We start from the raw sequence: 20,161 nt of genomic DNA, 5'->3' as shown, positions 1-20,161 counted from the left end.
TCATCATGCATGACCGTAAGCCCGTGCAGAGTTGGCTGACCGACATGGACGGCGTGCTGGTGCACGAGGGCCAGCCGGTGCCCGGCGCGCCGGAGTTCATCAACCGGATGCGCGCCTCCGGCAAGCCGTTCCTGGTGCTGACCAACAACTCGATCTACACCCCGCGGGACCTGACGGCCCGGCTCAGCCGGATGGGGCTGGACGTGCCGGAGGAGTCGATCTGGTCGTCCGCGCTGGCCACCGGCCAGTTCCTCGCCGACCAGCGGCCGGGTGGCACCGCGTACGTCATCGGTGAGGCCGGGTTGACCACGGCGCTGCACGCCGTCGGCTACGTGCTGACCGACTTCGCCCCCGACTACGTGGTGCTCGGCGAGACCCGCACCTACAGCTTCGAGGCGATCACCAAGGCCGTCCGCCTGATCAACGACGGTGCCCGGTTCATCTGCACCAACCCCGACGTGACCGGCCCGTCCGTGGAGGGCGCGCTACCCGCCGCCGGCTCGGTCGCCGCCATGATCTCCAAGGCGACCGGGGTCGAGCCGTACTTCGTGGGCAAGCCCAACCCGATGATGATGCGCTCGGCGCTCAACACCATCAACGCGCACTCGGAGAGCACCGCGATGATCGGTGACCGGATGGACACCGACATCCTGTGTGGCCTGGAGGCTGGGCTGGAGACCATCCTGGTGCTCACCGGGATCAGCACCCGCACCGAGGCGGAGCGTTACCCGTACCGCCCGTCCCGGATCGTCAACTCGGTAGCGGACCTGCTCGACGAGGTCTGAACTGCCCCGGTCGGCTCCGTGCCGGCGGTGCTGCGTGCGGTGGTCCGATCAGGGGCGCAGGGGAGCGTTGCAGGCGGCCACCAGCGCCTGCCGGCAGGCAGCGGTCAGGGGGCGAAGTGCCGCGTCCCGTTGCTGCGCCTCGTAGTTGTTGATCGCCCCGCCCGGGGCGGAGTGCCCGGCCAGCGCGAGCACGCGGTCGAGCACCGCGGCCCGGGCGAAGAGCCGACGGGCCCGCGGGTCGAAGCCCGGTGGCAGGTCGGTGGCGCCGTCCGGACGGCGGAGCGCGGCCAGCGCACCGGCCAACTCGGGCCGCCACTGGGCCACGTCGAGTCGGGTCAGGGCGGCGGTCGTCTCGGCCAGCGCGGCGGCCAACTCGGCCTCCGCCTCGGCCGCGCCAGGCAACGACAGTGACGCGGCGGCGGCGTTGGCCGGCAGCGGGTAGACCCGCCACAGCACCGTCTCGAAACAGTCTCCGGAGCCGGAGGTGTGCAGCCGCACCTGGGGAATCAACCCGAGCCCGCCGGCGACCACCGCCTCGCCCGTGACCAGCGCCGCACCGGCGAAGTCGCCGGGGCCGGGCAGACCCCTCGGGTCGCCCGGCGCGGGCAGCACCAGGCGGATCTCGTCCGGGGAGAGCTTGGCCAGGGTGGGCAGCGCGGCGCCCAGCGGGACGTCGGTCCAGGTGCCCGGGGCGTCCGCAACGAGGTGTTCCTCGTCGCCGGCGATGGCGTCGGCGACCTCGTCGTAGGGCACCAACCCGGCGCGCCACGCGCGCACCCAGGCAACGAACCGGCTGGACCGGCGCGGCGCGAGTGTGGCCGCGCCCGTTGCGGGGGTGGACATGCCGAAAGGGTACGTGGTCACGACCGGCCCTGTCTCGGCTGCCGCTCCGGTCGCCCGGCCTGCCCCCAACTGCCCCCTTCGCCCGATCCTCGGCCGCGGGCACGGTCAACTCGTCCGCCCGGGCCGGCAGCCCCGTGACCGTGTCCCGCGTACCTCCCCGTGCGCTAACGCACCCGCAAGCCCGCGATGACGAGTCCGACCATGAGGCGCGCGTCGTAGTCAGGGCTGTCGGCGCCGATGCAGAGATTGCCGATGCCGTGCATCAGGACGAGGGCGTCTATGCCAGGAATGATCTCGCCCGCTGTGCTGGCGGCGTCGAGCAGTTCGGCGCAGACGGGGACGAGCCGGTCGAGGAAGTAGGCGTGCAGCGTCTGGAAGGCGGCGTCGTCGGACCGCATCGCCTCGGCGAGGCCGTGCTTGGTGACCAGGAAGTCGACGAAGAGGTGGATCCAGCTCGCCAGGGCGGCGTGCGGTGTGGCGCTCTCCGTCAACAGCACCGGGCCCGCCTCGGCGCATGCCTCGACCTGGTGTCGGTACACCGCGACGATCAGATCGGCCCGCGTCGGGAAGTGGCGGTAGATCGTCCCGACGCCGACGCCCGCCCTGGCGGCGATGTCGCGTACCGGCGCGTTGACTCCGGAGACGACGAATGCCGCGGCGGCCGCCTCCAGTAGCGCCGTCTCGTTGCGCCGCGAATCAGCCCGCTGCTTCCGCGGGACGCCCGACTCCGTGCCGGTCACCGTTGCCTCCGTCACACCCCTTGGAAAACGGAACCATGTTCCGCGTGTCCGCTATAGCGGAACCAAGTTCCGCATATGCAGCATGCCAGAACGGCAAGGCAACACCAAGTCACGGAGGAACGGCCATGTACGGACTGCCAGAGCCCACGTGGGCCGGACTGGTTCACCGACGCGTACCACCTGAGCCCGGGCGGCGAGAGCGCCCTGGGCCGACTCGAAACCACCCCATGATCGAGACAGTGGTGGGGTGTGGGTGGGGCGGTGTGTCGGGGGGCGGGGTGATGGTGGGGGAGTTAGCGTGATCGACATGGCGGGGCGATACGGCGAGGACGTGTTGGCGGGCGACTGGCGACGGCGCAAGGTCACCCCCGAGGTGGACGCCGAACCGGATCTCGTGGTCGAGGATGCCGACTCCGGGTTCTGCGGAGCGGTGGTGGGCTTCGAGGCCGGCGCGGTGGTGTTGGAGGACCGGCACGGTAAACGGCGCAACTTCCCGCTGCTGCCGGCGGCGTTCCTGCTCGACGGCCGTCCGGTGACGCTGCGCCGCCCGACCCGCGCGGCGGTGCCGACGGCCCGTCGGCGGACCGCGTCCGGCTCGGTCGCCGTGGACAACGTCCGGGCCCAGGTGGCGAAGGCCAGCCGAATCTGGGTGGAAGGCATCCACGACGCCGCGCTGGTCGAGCGGATCTGGGGCGACGACCTACGGATCGAGGGTGTGGTGGTCGAGCCGTTGGACGGCATCGACGCCCTCGACGCCGAGGTGCGCAACTTCGGCCCCGGCCCGACCCGACGACTCGGCGTGCTCGTCGACCACCTGGTGCCGGGCAGCAAGGAGAGCCGGATCGTCGCCCGGGTGAACTCGCCGCACGTGCTGGTTACCGGGCACCCCTACGTGGACGTGTGGCAGGCGGTGAAGCCGGCCGCGTTGGGCATCGCGGCCTGGCCGGTGGTGCCGCCGGGGCGGCCGTGGAAGGAGGGGGTCTGCGCGGCCCTCGGGGTGGCCGAGCCGGCCGACATGTGGCGGCACATCCTGTCCCGGGTGAACAGCTTCGCCGACGTGGAGACCCCTCTGATCAACGCCGTGGAACGCCTCATCGACTTCGTCACCGAAGCCCCCTGACCCGACCGGTCCTTCCGGCGGTCAGGGAACCTCGTCGGGGCTGCGCGTGAAGACGAACGTGGCGATGTCGATCGCCGCCGCCCGTCCGTTGTCGTCGCGCAGCACCGACAGGATCTCGCCGTTCTCCGGGCCGGAACGTCCCCGCCAGCGGTCCGTCCCCTCGGCGGTGAACCGGCTCACCCGCTCACCGCGTACGTGGGCCACCAGGTCACCCGCGTCCCAGCTCAGGTCCAGCGAAGTGCCCATCCACCACCAGCGGCCGGTCAGCTCGGCCAACTCGGCATCCGGCGCGGCGGTGGCCGGCCGCCACGGCTGCGGGAACGCCGGCTCGGCGTCCAGCACGGTGGTCAGCAGTTCGCGGCCGAGCCCGGTGATCGGGAAGCCGTACGAGTTGGCGAAACCGACCACTGCGGTACGGGTTGGCCGGTGCACCAGGAGGGCGGCCACGTACCCGGGCATCGAGCCGCCGTGCCCGACGTACACGCGCTCGCCGTCGCGGTAGAGCTCCAGCCCCAGGCCGTGCCCGCCGGTCCAGGAGTCCAGGTCGCTGATCACCACGGGGGCACACATCTCGGTCAGCGTCTCGGCGGCCAGCACCGCCGGGTCGGGGTCGGCCAGGAACGCTGCCCAGCGGCCCAGGTCCTCGATAGTCGACCAGAGCTGCCCGGCGGGGGCCATGGCGCCGGTGTCGGTGCGGGGTTCCTCGCGCAGCGTGCCGTGCCAGGGGTGGACGACGTAGCCGCGGGCGTACGGCTCGGTGGCCGCGTAGGTGGTGCGGCGCAGGCTCAGCGGGGTGAGGATCCGTTCGTCGAGCAGGTCGGCCCAGGGTGTCCCGGTGAGCCGTTCGAGCAACCCGCCGAGCAGCCCGTACGCCAGGTTGGAGTAGTGGTACGCGCGGTGCGGCGGGTAAGCGATCTTGTCGGCGTCGACCTCGGCGAGCACTGTGGCGAGATCGACCCCCGCCGCCCGCTCCCACCAGTCGCCCTCCGGTTCGCGTTGGATGCCGCTGGCGTGGCCGAGCAGTTGGCGCACTGTGAGCTCGCCCACACCGGTGCCCGGCAGGTGCTGCTCCAGCCGGTCGTCCAGGGCCAGTCGGCCGGCGTCGCGCAACTGCATGATCAGGGTGGCGGTCATCGTCTTGCTGATCGAGCCCACCCGGTACTGCAGGTCGACATCCGGGCGGGGGTGTTCGCCGGCGACGGCCACATGCGCGAGCGTGCCGTCGCGGACCACGCCCAGCACCAGCGACGGGGTGTGACCGTCGGCCTGTGCCTGGGCGACCCGGGTGTCGATCTGTCGGGCGGTCTCGGGGAGCACTGTCAACGGGATCTCCTCGGGTCGGGCCGCCGATCGTGGTGTTTCTGACGGGCCGGAAAGGGTCTCGCAGAGCCTACTGATCTTCACGGGAAGGTCGCGCGTGCATTTGCGTGTCACGATTGGGTGGTGGACGCCGTGGTGTGGATCGTTTTGGGTGTGCTGCTGGCCGTCGCCGAGATTTTCACGACGACGCTATTTCTGATCATGTTCGGGGCCGGTGCGTTCGCCGCCGCCGGTGCGGCCGCCCTGGGCGCGCCGGTCGCCGTGCAGGCGCTGGTCTTCGCGGTGGTGTCGGCGCTGAGCCTGGTGGTGGTCCGACCGGTTATCCGGCGGCACAGCCGCTCCGCGCTGGAGAGTGGCGAGCAGCCGTTCGGCGTGGAGGCGATCGAGGGCTCCACGGCGCTGGTGCTGGAACGGGTGGACGCCGAGCAGGGTCTCGTCAAGATCGACGGTGAGTTGTGGAGCGCCCGGTCGTACGACACGACACAGGTCTACGACCCCGGTCAACGGGTTCGGGTGATAAAGGTCCGGGGCGCTACCGCCCTGGTGTGGCAGGACGATGTTTCTTCCGCCGGCGAGCTGCCGGAATCGAGAGGGTGAACGGAATGACCTTAATCGGGGTGGTGGTGATCGCGGTGGCGTTGATCGCCGTGATAACGCTGGCCAAGGCTGTGCGGATCGTGCCGCAGCAACGTCAGGACGTGGTGGAACGGCTCGGCAAGTACAAGCGCACCCTCAGCCCCGGCCTCAACCTGCTGGTGCCGTTCATCGACGCGGTCCGTACCAAGGTCGACATGCGGGAGCAGGTGGTCAGCTTCCCGCCGCAGCCGGTGATCACCTCGGACAACCTGGTGGTCTCGATCGACACGGTCCTCTACTTCAAGGTGGTCGACTCGGTCCGGGCGACCTACGAGATCTCCAGCTTCCTCCAGGCCATCGAGCAGCTGACCGTCACCACGTTGCGTAACGTGATCGGTTCGCTCGATCTGGAGCGGGCATTGACCAGCCGGGACGAGATCAACCGGCACCTCTCGGGTGTGCTGGACGAGACCACCGGCCGCTGGGGCATCAAGGTGACCCGGGTCGAGATCAAGGCGATCGAGCCGCCGGCCAGCATCCGCGACTCCATGGAGAAGCAGATGCGCGCCGAGCGGGACCGTCGTGCGGCGATCCTGACCGCCGAGGGGCACAAGCAGTCGGTGATCCTCACCGCCGAGGGTGACAAGCAGTCGGCGGTGCTGCGGGCCGACGGTGACCGGCAGGCCCGGATCCTGCAGGCCGAGGGTCAGGCGAAGGCTATCCGGACGGTCTTCGACGCGATCCACCAGGCCAACCCGAGCCAGAAGGTGCTCGCCTACCAGTACCTGCAGGCTCTGCCGCAGATCGCCCAGGGCAGCGCCAACAAGGTCTGGATCATCCCGGCCGAGCTGACCAAGGCCCTGGAGGGGATGGGTGGCGCGCTCGGTGGGCTGAGCCAGATGGTGGGGGATCTGCCCGCACCGGAGGCTGCGGACCAGGCGAGCCAGGTCGAGCGCGAGGCTGCGGAGGCGGCGCAGGCCGCGGCGGACGCCGCGCAGCAGATCCACGACGAGGTACGCGTCGCCGAGGCGCAGGCCACCGGCGGCAAGGGGTCGAAGGGGCTGCCCGCGCCGGAGCCGGTGTCGCCGACCAGCCTCGTCGAGGACCCGGCCGACCAGCGCGAGCGCGGCTGATCCTGTACGCCGGCCACCCGGTCGGCTAAATACGAGAAAGACTCATGGGGCGCTCCGACGCCTGCCACGATCGGTCCTAGGACGGGTGGTGACCAGGCAATCGGGGCGCCCCGGCGCGTCGGTGCACCGCTCGACGACGAGCGAGGTGACGCATGAAGGATCCGGCGAATCGGATGTGGTCCTCGGCCCCGGTGCCCGGCGCGCACGACCCGGTCGCCCCGCTGGGCTCCCGGCGCAGCGGTGGCGGGTTCGGCGTACTGCCCTTCGTCGGCGAGCCGACCCCGGGCGCCCCTGCCACGAACGCCAGTTGGGCCTTCTCGGTACGTCGGTTCGCGCGAGCGGCGGTCTGGCTGCTGCCCGCGTACGCCATCCTGTACGGCGCGGTGGCGATGGCCAGCGACGGAGGGGTGGGCAACGACCCCTATCCGGCCGACGGCCGGGCGGTGTACCTGATCGGTTGGGTGGCCGCGGTCTGGCTCGGCCTGCTCGCGCTGCTGGCCCTCACCGGGCTGCTGGCCGCGACCCGCAGCCGCCGGGTGGCCGCCGCCGGCCTGCTGGTCAGCATCGCCGGCACCGTGCTGATGCTGCCGTTCGCCGGGTTCGAGGAGCAGACGCCGGTCTTCGGCGCCACCGCGCGGTCACTGGTCCTGCTCGGCGCGACGTTCTACAGCGCGGGCTGGTTCCTCACCGGCTGGGCGGTGGCCCGCTCGGGCACCTTCAGCCTCGGCGACGGCGTCATGCTGATCATCGCCGCGCCGCTGCTCGGCCTCGGCGGTGCCCTGATCGGCTCGTTGCAGACCTTCGGCGCGATCTTCGTGCTGATCGCCGGCATCGGCATCGGCTACCGCTCCGGTCGCCTGATGCCCCGCGAAACCGCACGAGACGCCGCCTCCGCCAGCCTGAGCACCCCCAACCCCTAACCCACCCACCCGGCCCCACCCACCCGGCCCCACCCACCCATCCACCCGGGCCTCGGGCCCGCCCCTCGCCCAGCTCCGGTGATCATGAGGTTGACGGGCGATCCCGTGATCAAACCTCCCGCTAACCCCATGATCACCGGGGCGGGGCGGGGCGGGGCGGGGGAGGCGCGGGGGCGGGGGAGGCGCGGGGCTGGGGGCTGGGCTGTGGGCGTGAAGTTGCTGACAATTGGCCGGTGGGGGTGGTCGGTTGGCGGCTTTCATGGCAATCCTGGGGAGCATGGCCGCCCCCCGCTCGCCGCTGTCGCGGCTCTTCACCGTGCTGCTCGCTGGCGTGTTGGCCGGGCTTGTCCTGGCAGTCGCCGCGTTGCCGGGCAACCTGCTGCTCGGGCTCACCGCCCGCTCCGCGCTCGGGTCGTACGCCGCGTTGCCGGCCTCGCTGAAGACCCCGGCCACGCCGCAGCGTTCGTACCTCTACGCCAACGACGGCAAGACGCTGATCACCACGTTCTACGACGTGAACCGCACCGACGTCCCCCTGTCGGAGATCGCCCCGGTCATGCGGCAGGCGATCGTGGCGGCTGAGGACCGGCGCTTCTACGACCACGGTGGCGCCGACCTGCGCGGCCTGGCCCGGGCGCTGGTGGCCAACGTCAAGGGTGGCGGCACCGAGCAGGGCGGCTCGACGCTGACCATGCAGTACGTCCGTAACGTACTCAAGACCGACCCCACCCGCACCGCCGAGGAGCGTGCCGCCGCCACCGATCCCACAGTGGGCCGCAAGATCCAGGAGATCCGGTACGCGAGCGCGCTGGACAAGAGCCTCGGCAAGGACGAGATCCTCGACCGGTACCTGAACATCGCCTACTTCGGCTCCGGCGCGTACGGGATCGCGGCGGCCAGCCAGCGGTACTTCGGCAAGCCTCCGGCGCAGTTGACCCTCGCCGAGTCGGCCCTGCTGGCCGGTCTGGTGCAGTCCCCGGACGCGTACAGCCCGATCAGTGGCGACAAGGACGAGGCGCTGGCGCGCCGGTCGTACGTGCTGGACTCGATGGTCGCCACCAACGCAATCACCGTCGCGCAGGCCGCCCAGGCCAAGGCGGAGCCGCTGGCGCTGCGCCCCACCGCCCAGCCCAACGGCTGCACCGCCGTCTCCCAGGGCCACGACGACTGGGGATTCTTCTGCGACTACCTGCGCCAGTGGTGGCTGACCCAGCCGGCCTTCGGGGCGACCGTCGCCGAGCGCGAGCAGGCACTGCGTTCGGGCGGCTACACAGTGGTCACCTCGCTGGACCCGAAGATCCAGGCCACCGCGCAGCAGCAGGCCACCAAGGTCTACGGGTACGACAACAAGCGCGCCCTGCCGATCGCGGCGGTTCAGCCGGGCACCGGGCGGGTTCTGGCGATGGCGGTCAACCGGCACTACAGCCTCGCCGACAACCCGGGCGGGCAGGCGAACCACCCGAACACCGTCAACCCGCTGATCTCCGGCGGAGCCAGTGTCGACGGGTACCAGGCGGGTTCCACGTTCAAGCTGTTCACGATGCTCGCCGCGCTGGAGTCGGGCCGTACCCTCTCCACCGGTTTCGACGCACCCGCCAAGCTGCCCACCCGGTACGCGGCCGAGGGGCCGGGCAGCTGTGACGGCCACTGGTGCCCGGCGAACGCCAACCCGGACTGGATGGACGGGTACCGGATGATGTGGGACGGCTTCGGCCGCTCGGTGAACACCTACTTCGTGTGGCTGGCCGAGCAGGTCGGCCAGGACAAGGTGGTCCAGATGGCGCAGCGGCTCGGCATCACGTTCCGTGCCGACTCGGACGCCAACTTCGCCAAGAACAACGCCGCGAACTGGGGTTCGTTCACCCTCGGCGTGGCGGCCACCACTCCGCTGGACCTGGCCAACGCGTACGCCACGGTGGCCGCCGAGGGCACCTACTGCACACCGGTGCCGGTGGTCTCGGTGACCGGCGCGGACGGCACGAAGGTGCCGGTGGGGCAGCCCTCCTGCAAGCGGGTGCTCGACGCCGACGTCGCCCGTGCCGCGACCGACGCGGCTCGCTGCCCGGTGGGTCAGCAGTCGGCGTTCGGGCAGTGCAACGGTGGCACCGCCACCGGTGTGAACGACATCCTCGACGGCCGACCGGTGGCTGGTAAGACGGGTAGCTCGGAGCAGAACTCCACCGAGACGTTCGTCGGCTTCACCCCGCAGGTCGCGGTGGCCGGTATCGCCGCCAACCCGGACGACCCGGCCGACTCGGTGGGGTCGGCGGTGCAGACCAAGGTGATCGACGCGGTCGCCCGGGTCATCGCCACCGCCGTGAAGGGCCAACCGGAGAAGGCCTTCGTCGCACCGAGCCGTGAGCTGGCCGGCGACGCGCGCCGCCCGGTGGAGCGCCCAACGGTCCCGGAACGCCGGCAGGACCCCACCACCGACGACCCCCGCTCGGCCCTCCAACGCTGGCTGGACCGCCGAGGCTGACCACCTGCCCTCTCGCCCTGACCCGCCCGCGGGGCGGGTCAACGGTCGTGGCGGCGGGGGCGGTAGCTGGCCAGGGTGGCGGGGAGGCCGCGGCGGATGATTCCGGCCCAGTCGGTGTCGCCGCGTAGCACCGCCGCGGCGGTCTTGCGGGCCTGCTCGACTGTGAAGTGCGGTGGCAGCATCAGCTCCGCCGGGTCGACCAGGGCGTTGATCACCACCGGCCGGTCGGCGGTGAGCGCGCGGTCCCAGACGTCGCGCACCTGGTCCGGTGAGTCGATCAACTCGCCGTGCAGCCCGAGCACCTCCGCCCACTGGTGGTAGGCGATGTCCGGCAACTGCTGGCTGTCCGGGAACATCGGCGTCCCCTCGGTGGAGCGCTGTTCCCAGCTGACGAACGCCAGATCCCGGTTGTTGAGCACCAGCACCACGAAGCGCGGGTCGGCCCAGCTGCGCCAGTACTTCGCCACGGTGATCAGCTCGTTGACGCCGTTCATCTGCATGGCGCCGTCGCCGATCAAGGCGACCAGCGGCCGGTCCGGGTGGGCGAACTTGGCGCTCAACGCGTACGGCATGGCACCACCCATGGACAGCAGCGTGCCGGAGAGGCTGGCCAGCATGCTGGGGCGTACCTGGATGTGTCGGGCGTACCAGGCGGTGGTGGTACCGCAGTCGACAGCGAGCAGCACGTCGTCGGGCAGCCGCTCGTTCAGCGTGTGGAAGAGCAACTGCGGGTTGACCGGGTCGGCTGCCTGCTCGGCCAGGTCGTGCTGCACCCGGCGCCACGCCGAGGTGGCCTCGGTGACCTCCGCCCGCCAGGCGGTCGGTCCGGGGCCGGGGCCCAGTTCGTTCAGCAACGCCCGCAGCGTGGGGCGGGCGTCGCCGGTCAGGTTCACCTCGGTCGGGTACCGCAGCCCGAGCTGGGTGCCGTCCAGGTCGATCTGCACCGCGCGGGCCTGCCCGGGCTGCGGGTAGAACTCCGAGTACGGCATATTGCTGCCCACGATCAGCAGCCGGTCGCAGCCGCTCATCAGCTGCCAGCTCGGTCGGGTGCCGAGCAGCCCGATCGCGCCGGTCACCCACGGTTCGCGGTGGTCGACGGCGGTGAAGCCGAGCAGTGCGGTGGCCACGCCGGCGCCGAGCCGGTCGGCGATCTCGCGGACCTCGTCGCGCGCGCCGAGGGCGCCCTGACCGACCAGCATGGCAACCCGTTGCCCGCCGCGCAGCACCTCGGCCGCCCGGCGCACGTCCGCCTCCGGCGGCACCGTCGGCGTGCTGCTCGGCGCGTTGCTGGTCTGGTAGTAGCCGTGGGCGTGCGGCGGGTTCGGTACGGCCGGCTCGTCCTGCAGGTCCAACGGCAGGATCAGGGCCGTGACGGTACGCCGGGCCAGCGCCGTCCGGCACGCCCGGTCGACCAGGTGGCGTACCTGCGCCGGGTGATCGAGCTGGGCCAGGAACGCCGCTGCCACGTCCTTGTAGAGGGCGAGCAGGTCGACCTCCTGGTAGTAACCGCCGCCCTCGGCGGTGGTCGCGGTGTGACCGACCAGGGCGACCACCGGTTGGTGGTCGAGCTTCGCGTCGTACAGGCCGTTGAGCAGGTGGATGGCGCCCGGCCCGCTGGTGACCAGCGCGCAGCCCAGCGGCCCACCGCCGTACTTGACGTGCGCGGAGGCGGCGAAGCCAGCGGTCTCCTCGTGGCGGACCTGGACGAACTGGGCCCGCCCGTTGGTGCGTTGCAGCGCGGAGGTGAGGCCGTTGATGCCGTCGCCGGGATAGCCGAAGTAGCGGTGTACGCCCCAGCTGAACAGTCGCGACACGATGTGGTCGGCGACGGTCGGACGCCGGGGCAGGGCGCCCGCTTCGCCCGCCGTGGTGTCGTCTGCGCTCACCTGGCTGGTCCTTCCCGTCGCGTCCCGATGTTCGTCGGCCATTCCCCTTCTTCTTCGGACAAAACACCCGGTCGGACGGGCGTCGGGGCGCACTGCTCCGCGTCCGGCAGAATCGTCGGGTGCCCGTCCACGAGATCACCGACCCTGACGACGACCGGATCGCCGACTACCGGGCGCTCACCGACGTCGAGCTGCGCACCCGCTGGGAACCACCGCACGGCCTGTTCATCGCCGAGGGGGAGCTGGTGCTGCGCCGGGCGCTGCGCGCGGGCTACCCGGCCCGGTCGTACCTGGTCGACGCCAAGCGGGTCGACCAGCTCGCCGACCTGGACACCGGCGACGCGCCGGTCTACGCAGCGACCCAGGACGTGCTGCAACGGGCCACCGGCTTCCACGTACACCGGGGGGTGCTGGCGTCGTTCCACCGCCGGCCGCTGCCGACGGCGGCCGAGGTGCTCGCCGCCGCGCGCCGGGTCGTGCTCCTGGAGGACGTGAACAACCACACCAACCTCGGTGCGGTCTTCCGGGGTGCCGCCGCGCTCGGCATCGACGCGGTGCTGCTGTCGCCGTCCTGCGCTGACCCGCTGTACCGGCGCAGTGTGCGGGTCAGCATGGGTGAGGTCTTCGCGATGCCGTACGCGAAGCTCGACCGCTGGCCCGAGGGCCTGGACCAGGTACGGGAGGCCGGCTTCACAGTGCTCGCCATGACGCCCGCGCCGGACGCCGTACCGATCCAGCGGTTGACCCCGGCGCAGCGCGAGCGGGCGGCGCTGCTGCTCGGTGCCGAGGGGCCCGGCCTCACCGCGGCGGCCCAGGCCGCCAGCGACGTGCGGGTGGTCCTTCCGATGCGCCGCGGCGTGGATTCGTTGAACGTGGCCGCTGCGGCGGCGGTGGCGTTCTGGGAGCTGGGCCGCGAGGATCCGCCGTTCGGCGGCGAGTAGACCGCATCGGCTTGCATGGCCATGCGTTCTATTGCATAATTTTCCCCGTGTCCAAGGTTCTCACCTCCCTGCCCACCGGCGAACGTGTCGGCATCGCCTTCTCCGGCGGCCTCGACACCTCGGTCGCGGTCGCGTGGATGCGCGACAAGGGCGCCATTCCCTGCGCCTACACCGCCGACATCGGCCAGTACGACGAGCCCGACATCGCGTCGGTGCCCGGCCGTGCGCTCAGCTACGGCGCCGAGGTCGCCCGCCTGGTCGACTGCCGCGCCGCCCTGGTCGAGGAGGGCCTGGCCGCGTTGACCTGCGGCGCCTTCCACATCCGCACCGGCGGGCGGGCGTACTTCAACACCACCCCGCTGGGCCGCGCCGTGACCGGCACCCTGCTGGTGCGCGCGATGGTCGCCGACGACGTCCAGATCTGGGGCGACGGCTCGACCTTCAAGGGCAACGACATCGAGCGGTTCTACCGGTACGGCCTGCTGGCCAACCCGATGCTGCGCATCTACAAGCCGTGGCTCGACACCGCCTTCGTCACCGAGCTGGGTGGGCGTAAGGAGATGTCCGAGTGGCTGCTCGAACGCGGCCTGCCCTACCGGGACAGCACCGAGAAGGCGTACTCGACCGACGCCAACATCTGGGGTGCCACGCACGAGGCGAAGACCCTGGAGCACCTCGACACCGGCATCGAGACGGTCAACCCGATCATGGGCGTCCGCTTCTGGGACCCGTCGGTGGAGATCCCGACCGAGGACGTCACCATCGGTTTCGACCAGGGCCGCCCGGTCACGATCAACGGCAAGGAGTTCGGCAGCGCCGTCGACCTGGTGCTGGAGGCCAACGCCATCGGCGGCCGGCACGGCCTGGGCATGTCGGACCAGATCGAGAACCGGATCATCGAGGCCAAGAGCCGGGGCATCTACGAGGCGCCCGGGATGGCGCTGCTGCACTACGCGTACGAGCGGCTGGTCAACGCCATCCACAACGAGGACACCCTGGCGAACTACCACAACGAGGGTCGCCGCCTCGGTCGGCTGATGTACGAGGGCCGCTGGCTGGACCCGCAGGCGCTGATGCTGCGCGAGTCGTTGCAGCGGTGGGTCGGCACGGCGGTCACCGGCGAGGTGACGTTGCGGCTGCGTCGGGGCGAGGACTACTCGATCCTGGACACCACCGGCCCGTCGTTCAGCTACCACCCGGACAAGCTGTCGATGGAGCGTACCGAGGACTCGGCGTTCGGCCCGTCGGACCGGATCGGCCAGCTCACCATGCGCAACCTGGACATCGCCGACTCGCGGTCGAAGCTGGAGCAGTACGCCTCCCTCGGCCTGGTCGGTGGCGGGAACCCGCAGCGGATGATCGGGGCCGAGCAGGCGGCCTCGACCGGGTTGATCGGCGCGATGCCCGAAGGCGGCGCGGAAGCCATCGCCTCCCGGGGCGTCGCCTCGGCCGAGGACGAGGCGCTCGACCGCGCCGCGATGGAGTTCGGCGTCGACTGACCCCTCTCGCCGGTGGCAAGTCGAGTTCCGGCGTCACGGACGGTAGCGTGTCGGCCGTGTTCCCTACCGTCCGTGAGGTCCTCGCCCTGGACCCGGTCCGTCACGGCGCGCCCCGCGTGGTCGCCGGCGACGAGGGGCTGGACCGACCCGTCCGGTGGGTGCACGTCGCCGAGGTGCCGGACATCGCCACCCTGCTCGGCGGTGGCGAACTGGTGCTCACCACCGGCATCGGTCTGCCCGGGGACGACGCCGGGTTGCGCGCGTTCATCGGTGATCTCGCCGACGTCGGAGTCTCCGGACTCGTCGTCGAGCTGGGCCGCCGGTACGTCAGCGGTGTGCCGCGGGTGATGGCCGCCGCCGCCGAGCGGCGTGGGCTGCCCCTGGTGGAGCTGCGCCGGGCCACCCCGTTCGTCCGGATCACCGAGGCGGTGCACGCGCTGATCGTCGACGCGCAGCTCACCGAGCTGCGCGCCACCGAGGAGATCCACCAGCGGTTCAACGACCTGTCCGTCGAGGGCGCCGACGCCACCGAGGTGATCCGACAGGCCGCCGAGCTGTCCGGTTGCCCCGTGGTGCTGGAGAACCTGTCCCGGCAGGTGCTCGGGTACGACCCGGCGGGCGAGAGCGCTGAGCTGCTGCTGGACGGCTGGGAGCAGCACTCCCGGCGGATCCGCCCGGCCGGGCGGACCGCGTACGACCCGGACAGCGGTTGGCTGGTGACCACCGTCGGTGCCCGGGGGCAGGACTGGGGTCGGCTGCTGCTGCGCTGGCCGGCCAGCGGCGACGTGCCCAGCGCCCAGGCCGTCGAATCGAACGCCGGCTCGCCCACCCGGCTCACCATCCTGATCGAGCGGGCCGCGTCCACCCTCGCGCTGGGCCGGCTGATCCGCCGCGACGCCGAGGGCTTGGAGCGACAGATCCATCGCACCCTGCTCACCGCGCTGCTCGACCACTCCCGCCCGGTGGACGAGGTGGGGCTGCGGGCCAAGGCGCTCGGCGTGGTGCTCGACCGGCGGCACCTGGTCGGCGTGATGGTCCGGCACCGCGCCGACGACCCCGCCGGGGAGGTCGGTCCCGAGGCCGGCCAGGCCCGGCTACGTGATCTCTCCGAGGCGGTCGGCCAGGCCCTGCGGGAGGCGAAGCTGACCGCGCTGACCAGCGCCGTCGACGACAACTCGGTGGGCGCGCTGCTGGCCCTGCCGGACCCGGCAGCCGAGGACCGCGCGCTGTCCGCGTTCGCCAGCGCCCTTCGTCGGGTACGCCTCGACGCCGGCACCGGCCGACCGGCACCCGGTGTCGAACCGGCGCGGAATGCCTCCGGCGTCGACGTGTCCCGTCCCGCATCCGACGCTTCCCGTGCGGCGGTCGGCGCCGATCCGGCCCGCACTGGCTTCGGCGTAGATCCGACCCGCGCGGCGTTCGGTGTCGAGGCCGCTCGGTCGGGGGTCGGTGTCGACCCGTTCCGGGGTGCTGGTCCGGGTGGCGTGATCGTGGCCGCCGGCTCCGGGGTGGGCACCCTGCGGGAGGCCCGACGGTCGCTGGTCGAGGCGCGGCAGATCGCCGAGGCGGCCCGGCGGGACCGGCGTGACCTGCCGATCTTCCGGCTGCCGCACGTGGGTCTGGCCGGGCTGCTGCACCTGCTGCGCGACGAGCCCCGCCTGCAGACGTTCGTGGAGCGTGAACTCGGCGCGCTGTTGGAGTACGACGCCCGGCACCCCCGGGAACGGCTGCTCGACACCCTGCGCGCCTACCTGGAGCAGGGGCGCAACAAGTCGGCCGGTGCCGCCGCCGCCCACCTGTCCCGGCCGGCCTTCTACGAACGCCTGGCCCGGATCGCTCGCATCCTCGACGTGGACCTGGATTCGGTAGAGGCCAGCCTCTCCCTACACGTAGCCCTACTGGCCCTGGAAGCAGTCCGCACCCCCTAACCCCCCGTCCCGCCCCCGCCCCCACCCCGCCCTCCACCCCGCGCCCGCCCGCGGTGATCAAGAGGTTTGCGTCAGGGATCTCGCGCGCGATGACGCAAACCTCTTGATCACCGGGGCAAGAGGCCGGTGGGGACGCCGGGGGAGAGGGTGGGGTGGGGTGGGGTTTAGGTGAGGGAGTTTAGGGCTTTTGCGTAGGTGGGGGGGATGTGGTTGGGGCCGCCGGGGGTGAAGACGTCCGAGTTGGCCACCGCGGACCAGGCCGTCTCCGGGACGGCGTCGACCAGGGCCTGGATCACCGGGGCGTCGCGCCACTGGTCCTGCTCGGCGAGCAGGCCGAGGGCCACCACCGACTCCTCGACCTCGCCCACGCACTCGAACGGCTTGTGCCCGTCCACACCCAGCAACTCGCGGTAGCCGGGGATCTGCGACTCGTCGGCCAGCAGGTCGCCGCCGAAGATGTGGGTGACCCGCTCCCGCGGCATGAACGGCGCCATGGCCAGGAAGACGAAGCGGCACTTCGGGCAGTCACGGCACCAGCGCTCACTCGCGTCGCGCAGCTTGAACGCCTGGTTGCAGCTGGTAACCACGTCGTCGTACCGGGTGAACTCGGCGAACAGCCGGGCGATGTGCAGCTCGGACAGCGAACGCAGCAGGGAGAAGTACGGGTCGGTCAGGCCGGCGTGCTCGGCCAGCGACGCCCGCAGCAGCCCCTCCGCCTCGACGCCCTTGGACCACTGGTGGTTGATTTCGTGGCCGTTCCAGACCAGGTTCGGGTCGGACGCCGAACGCTCGTTGGACATCACCACCGGGCCCAGCCCGTGCAGGACGGCGGTGGCCACGGCGATCAGGGAGTTGATGGCGGTGACCGGGATGTGCCCGTTCAGCGCGCCGGCCGCGTTCAGGTCGAACAGCACCGGGTCGATGCGCCGCCGGGCGGCCAGCGGGACCAGCCCGGACGCCTCGTTGACGGCGACGATCACGTGGTTCGGGTTGACCGAGAACGGCACCGGGTCCAGCTCGGCGCGGCGCAGTGCCTCCAGGCTGACAATCGAGTCCTTACCGCCGCCGACCGCCGAGAGCGGGCGACGGTCCGAGTCGTCGTACACCCGGGGTGACTCCGGCGTGCCGGCCGGCACCTCCGGGCGCAGCTCAAGCACGTGCGGCAGTTGGTTGCGGTACGCGTACTCCGCGAGGCCCCTGGTGTAGACGGCCGTGACGTAGTCGACGGTGGCCGCGCCCAGCGGTGCCGGCAGCACGAGTCGGGGCGGCGCGGCGGCCTTGTAGTAACTGACCCCGGCGACGAGGTGCAGCACCTCCAGCACCCGGTTGAGGGTCGCCACCGTCTCGTCGGACGGCGGCTCCGCCGGCAGCGGAAGTGTGATCACCTCGGTGAACCGCTGCTCACCGGCCGGGCCGGTCAGAGCGTAGTCGAACAACACCTCGCCGGTGGCGAAGTCGATCGAGTAGGACGGGAAGGTGAAGGCGTCCATCCGCCGGAGCTGCTCGTTGGGCACACGCCATACTAGGCCCTGGTTCGTCCGGCCGTGTCCGGACCGGGCCCGCCCTGCCGCCGCCGTGACCCACGAGGAGAGCCCCGTGCGCCTTTCTGACCTGCGCGGACGTACCGTCGCCGTCTGGGGCACCGGTCGGGAGGGCCGGGCCGCTGTGACCGCCATCGCCGCGCACGGCCCGGCCGAGCTGGTCGCCGTGGACGACAGCGCGAACTTCTTGTCGCTGCCCTGGGACGGACCCCTGGCCGAGGCGGCGCCGCTGGTCACCGGCGAGGCAGGCTTCGAACGGCTGGCCGCCGCGGACGTGGTGGTCCGCTCCCCGGGCGTGCCGCAGACCCACCCGTGGCTGATCGAGCTGCGCCGCCGCGGGATCCTGGTGACCCAGGGCACCGCGTTGTGGATGGCCGACCACGCCGCGCGCACCGTCGGGGTCACCGGCAGCAAGGGCAAGAGCACCACCTCCAGCCTGATCAGTCACCTGCTCACCGCGACGGGGCGGCCGAACGTCTTCGGCGGCAACATCGGGGTGCCGACCCTGGACCTGCCGGAGGCGGAGCTGTACGTGTTGGAGTTGTCCAGCTACCAGTGCAGCGACCTCACCGACTCGCCCCGGGTGGCGGTGGTCACCTCGCTCTTCCCCGAGCACCTGGACGCGCACGGTGGGGAGCGGGAGTACTACCGGGACAAGCTCAACCTGCTCGCCCACGACCCGCAGACGATAGTGGTCAACGGCGGCGACCCGCGCCTCGCCGCGGAGCTGGGTGAGCTGCCGGCGGTCCGCGCCGGTCGCCCCGACACCACCCACGTCGCCACCGGCGCCGACGGCACGCAGTGGTTCCACTTCGGTGACCAGCCGCTCTTCCCGCGTGCGGTGCTGCCGCTGGTCGGCCGCCACAACGAGGGCAACCTCTGTGTCGCGCTCGCCGTCCTCGACGCGCTCGGCGTGGACGTGGTGGCCGGTAAGGACCACCTCGCCGTCGCGGTCGCCGAGTTCCAGGGGCTGGCCCACCGGCTCACCGAGATCACCGACCCGTCCGGGCTGACGTTCGTCGACGACACCCTGGCCACCAGCCCGTACGCGGCCATGCACGCCATCGACGCGTACGACGGGCGGCCGTTGACGGTGATCGTCGGGGGCAACGACCGGGGTCTGGACTACACGCCGTTGGCCGAGCACCTGGCCGAGCGGGAACTGACCGTGATCGGGATTCCGGACAGCGGCACCCGCATCGTCGAGGTGCTCGCCGGCCTGCCGAAGGTGCGTACCGAACTGGTCGACGACCTGGTGGACGCGGTCCGGCTGTCCCGCGAGGTGACCCCGGCCGGCGGGGTGGTTCTGCTGTCCCCGGCCGCGCCCAGCTACGGCCGGTTCCGCAACTTCGAGCACCGCTCCGAGGTCTTCGCCCAGGCCGTCGCCGACACCGCCAGCTGAGCCCGGCTCAGCGGCGGGTCCAGGCCTCCCACGTCAGCGCCTCCCACGTCAGCGCGGGTGAAGCCCGGCGTGCAGGGCGCGCATCGAGCGGATCGCCGAGCGGATCTCCTGGAGGTAGCGCCCCGGCGTGAGCGTCTGCTCGGGCAGCACCGCCAGGTCGGTCAGCGTCGGGTCCACCCCGACCGTGTCGATGGCGCACCCGTACGGCACGGCCAGCGTGCGCAGCGCATCGCAGTGCTGGAACGGCACGTAGATCGGCGCGGTGACCATCAGGACCTTGTCGCCCGGCGCGAGCCGGACGTGGGCGGCCCAGAACCGCTGGGTGTCGGCGGTGTGGGCCCGCCGCTGGTCGGGTTCGCTGGACGGCGCGGCCAGTACCCGGATCGGCGGCAGCCCATCCGGTCGGTAGGTCCGCGACGACCAGGAGTGGTGCGGGTGGCCGGCGTCCACGCCGTCCTGCTCGGCCGGGGCGGCCACCTCGAACACCCGGCGGACGGCCGTGTCCAGCACATCCACCTCGGTCTCGTCGGCCGGTAGGCCCGCCTCGGCGAGCGTGCGGCGTTCCCAGTCCGACAGTGGCCGGAAGCTGCCCAGGACGGCGACCTCGCCGCTCACCGGTAGGCCGGCGCGGAGCAGGTGCGCGGCGTAGGCGACGCGTCGTACGCAGGCGTGTGCCAGGCCGCCGAGCACCACCAGGTGGGCGTACGCCGACCGGGCCGGCGGCACCGCGTGGATCAGCCCGAGCGCGGCAGCCGCGTCGAGCACCAGTGTCGCGGTGGCCGGGTCAAGGTCGGGCTCCCGGGCGTCGGGCCGTTCCCGGCCGCCCCGGAAGTCCCAGTGGCGGGCGGAGAAGTCGTCGAGGAAGCGGAGCACGTCGGTGAGGTCACCGTCGGGCCAGGTGCCGCCGAAGTGGGCGACGAGGCCGCGGAGCGGGGTGGAGCAGACCCAGGTTCGGATCTCCGCCGTGATCCGCTCGTCGTCCGTTCCGGTCGACGGCGCCGCGTCCGCTCTGTGCACAGCCGGATGCTACCGGCCCGCTGCGGCGGGG

General features: G+C 71.8%; 16 protein-coding genes. 10 read left to right on the top strand and 6 right to left on the bottom strand.

Features of this window, described 5'->3' with window-relative positions:
* Positions 1 to 5: 5 nt before the first annotated feature.
* Positions 6 to 785, top strand: a complete 780-nt coding sequence (locus MED15_RS20330; protein WP_112582967.1) for an HAD-IIA family hydrolase — start codon at positions 6 to 8, stop codon at positions 783 to 785.
* A gap of 48 nt (positions 786 to 833) precedes the next feature.
* On the opposite strand, the gene MED15_RS20325 is transcribed toward MED15_RS20330, so the two are convergent.
* Positions 834 to 1,628: a hypothetical protein gene (locus MED15_RS20325; protein WP_112582968.1), complete on the bottom strand. Its 795-nt coding sequence runs from the start codon at positions 1,626 to 1,628 to the stop codon at positions 834 to 836.
* A gap of 164 nt (positions 1,629 to 1,792) precedes the next feature.
* Positions 1,793 to 2,368 carry a TetR/AcrR family transcriptional regulator gene (locus tag MED15_RS20320; protein WP_112603444.1) on the bottom strand — a complete coding sequence of 192 codons (576 nt, stop codon included), beginning with the start codon at positions 2,366 to 2,368 and terminating at the stop codon, positions 1,793 to 1,795.
* Positions 2,369 to 2,675: 307 nt separating this feature from the next.
* On the opposite strand from MED15_RS20320, the gene MED15_RS20315 reads away from it, so the two are divergent.
* Positions 2,676 to 3,488: a DUF3097 domain-containing protein gene (locus tag MED15_RS20315; protein WP_112583304.1), complete on the top strand. Its 813-nt coding sequence runs from the start codon at positions 2,676 to 2,678 to the stop codon at positions 3,486 to 3,488.
* A 21-nt stretch (positions 3,489 to 3,509) separates the two neighbouring features.
* On the opposite strand, the gene MED15_RS20310 is transcribed toward MED15_RS20315, so the two are convergent.
* The gene (locus MED15_RS20310) at positions 3,510 to 4,811 is read right to left on the bottom strand and encodes a serine hydrolase domain-containing protein (RefSeq protein ID WP_112603418.1); all 1,302 of its coding nucleotides are present in this window, start codon (positions 4,809 to 4,811) and stop codon (positions 3,510 to 3,512) included.
* Between the two features lie 120 nt (positions 4,812 to 4,931).
* On the opposite strand from MED15_RS20310, the gene MED15_RS20305 reads away from it, so the two are divergent.
* From MED15_RS20305 to MED15_RS20290, 4 genes are all read left to right on the top strand, one after another.
* The gene (locus MED15_RS20305; RefSeq protein WP_091403880.1) at positions 4,932 to 5,405 is read left to right on the top strand and encodes an NfeD family protein; all 474 of its coding nucleotides are present in this window, start codon (positions 4,932 to 4,934) and stop codon (positions 5,403 to 5,405) included.
* A gap of 5 nt (positions 5,406 to 5,410) precedes the next feature.
* The gene (locus MED15_RS20300) at positions 5,411 to 6,517 is read left to right on the top strand and encodes an SPFH domain-containing protein (RefSeq protein ID WP_112603416.1); all 1,107 of its coding nucleotides are present in this window, start codon (positions 5,411 to 5,413) and stop codon (positions 6,515 to 6,517) included.
* A gap of 152 nt (positions 6,518 to 6,669) precedes the next feature.
* A complete protein-coding gene (locus tag MED15_RS20295) occupies positions 6,670 to 7,437 on the top strand; it encodes a hypothetical protein (RefSeq protein ID WP_112582971.1) in 768 nt (255 codons plus the stop codon).
* Positions 7,438 to 7,714: 277 nt separating this feature from the next.
* Positions 7,715 to 9,916 carry a transglycosylase domain-containing protein gene (locus MED15_RS20290; protein WP_244220518.1) on the top strand — a complete coding sequence of 734 codons (2,202 nt, stop codon included), beginning with the start codon at positions 7,715 to 7,717 and terminating at the stop codon, positions 9,914 to 9,916.
* Positions 9,917 to 9,954: 38 nt separating this feature from the next.
* Here the strand turns inward: MED15_RS20290 and MED15_RS20285 are convergent, their stop codons facing one another.
* Entirely contained in the window at positions 9,955 to 11,802 is a 1,848-nt protein-coding gene (locus MED15_RS20285) for a thiamine pyrophosphate-requiring protein (RefSeq protein WP_112582973.1), read from the bottom strand.
* Between the two features lie 92 nt (positions 11,803 to 11,894).
* Here MED15_RS20285 and MED15_RS20280 point away from each other — a divergent pair, with 92 nt between their 5' ends.
* From MED15_RS20280 to MED15_RS20270, 3 genes are read left to right on the top strand one after another with little or no spacing between them, the layout of a single operon-like run.
* On the top strand, positions 11,895 to 12,743 hold the full coding sequence (locus MED15_RS20280; RefSeq protein ID WP_225855454.1) for a TrmH family RNA methyltransferase: 849 nt from the start codon (positions 11,895 to 11,897) through the stop codon (positions 12,741 to 12,743).
* A gap of 47 nt (positions 12,744 to 12,790) precedes the next feature.
* Positions 12,791 to 14,242 carry an argininosuccinate synthase gene (argG, locus tag MED15_RS20275; protein ID WP_112582975.1) on the top strand — a complete coding sequence of 484 codons (1,452 nt, stop codon included), beginning with the start codon at positions 12,791 to 12,793 and terminating at the stop codon, positions 14,240 to 14,242.
* Between the two features lie 56 nt (positions 14,243 to 14,298).
* Positions 14,299 to 16,170, top strand: a complete 1,872-nt coding sequence (locus MED15_RS20270; protein ID WP_167457695.1) for a PucR family transcriptional regulator ligand-binding domain-containing protein — start codon at positions 14,299 to 14,301, stop codon at positions 16,168 to 16,170.
* Between the two features lie 164 nt (positions 16,171 to 16,334).
* On the opposite strand, the gene MED15_RS20265 is transcribed toward MED15_RS20270, so the two are convergent.
* Positions 16,335 to 17,684, bottom strand: coding sequence for a MurL-like N-terminal domain-containing (locus MED15_RS20265; protein ID WP_091403911.1), 1,350 nt, complete (start codon positions 17,682 to 17,684; stop codon positions 16,335 to 16,337).
* An 82-nt stretch (positions 17,685 to 17,766) separates the two neighbouring features.
* Between MED15_RS20265 and murD the strand changes: the two genes are divergently transcribed.
* Entirely contained in the window at positions 17,767 to 19,113 is a 1,347-nt protein-coding gene (gene murD, locus MED15_RS20260; protein ID WP_112736659.1) for a UDP-N-acetylmuramoyl-L-alanine--D-glutamate ligase, read from the top strand.
* A gap of 48 nt (positions 19,114 to 19,161) precedes the next feature.
* On the opposite strand, the gene MED15_RS20255 is transcribed toward murD, so the two are convergent.
* Positions 19,162 to 20,130, bottom strand: a complete 969-nt coding sequence (locus MED15_RS20255) for a hypothetical protein (RefSeq protein WP_112736657.1) — start codon at positions 20,128 to 20,130, stop codon at positions 19,162 to 19,164.
* Between the last annotated feature and the right edge of the window lie 31 nt (positions 20,131 to 20,161).

Source organism: Micromonospora noduli, assembly GCF_003264475.1.
GTDB lineage: Bacteria > Actinomycetota > Actinomycetes > Mycobacteriales > Micromonosporaceae > Micromonospora > Micromonospora noduli.
The sequence above is the reverse complement of the archived record's forward strand: the minus strand, read 5'-3'. Positions and strand labels throughout refer to the sequence as shown.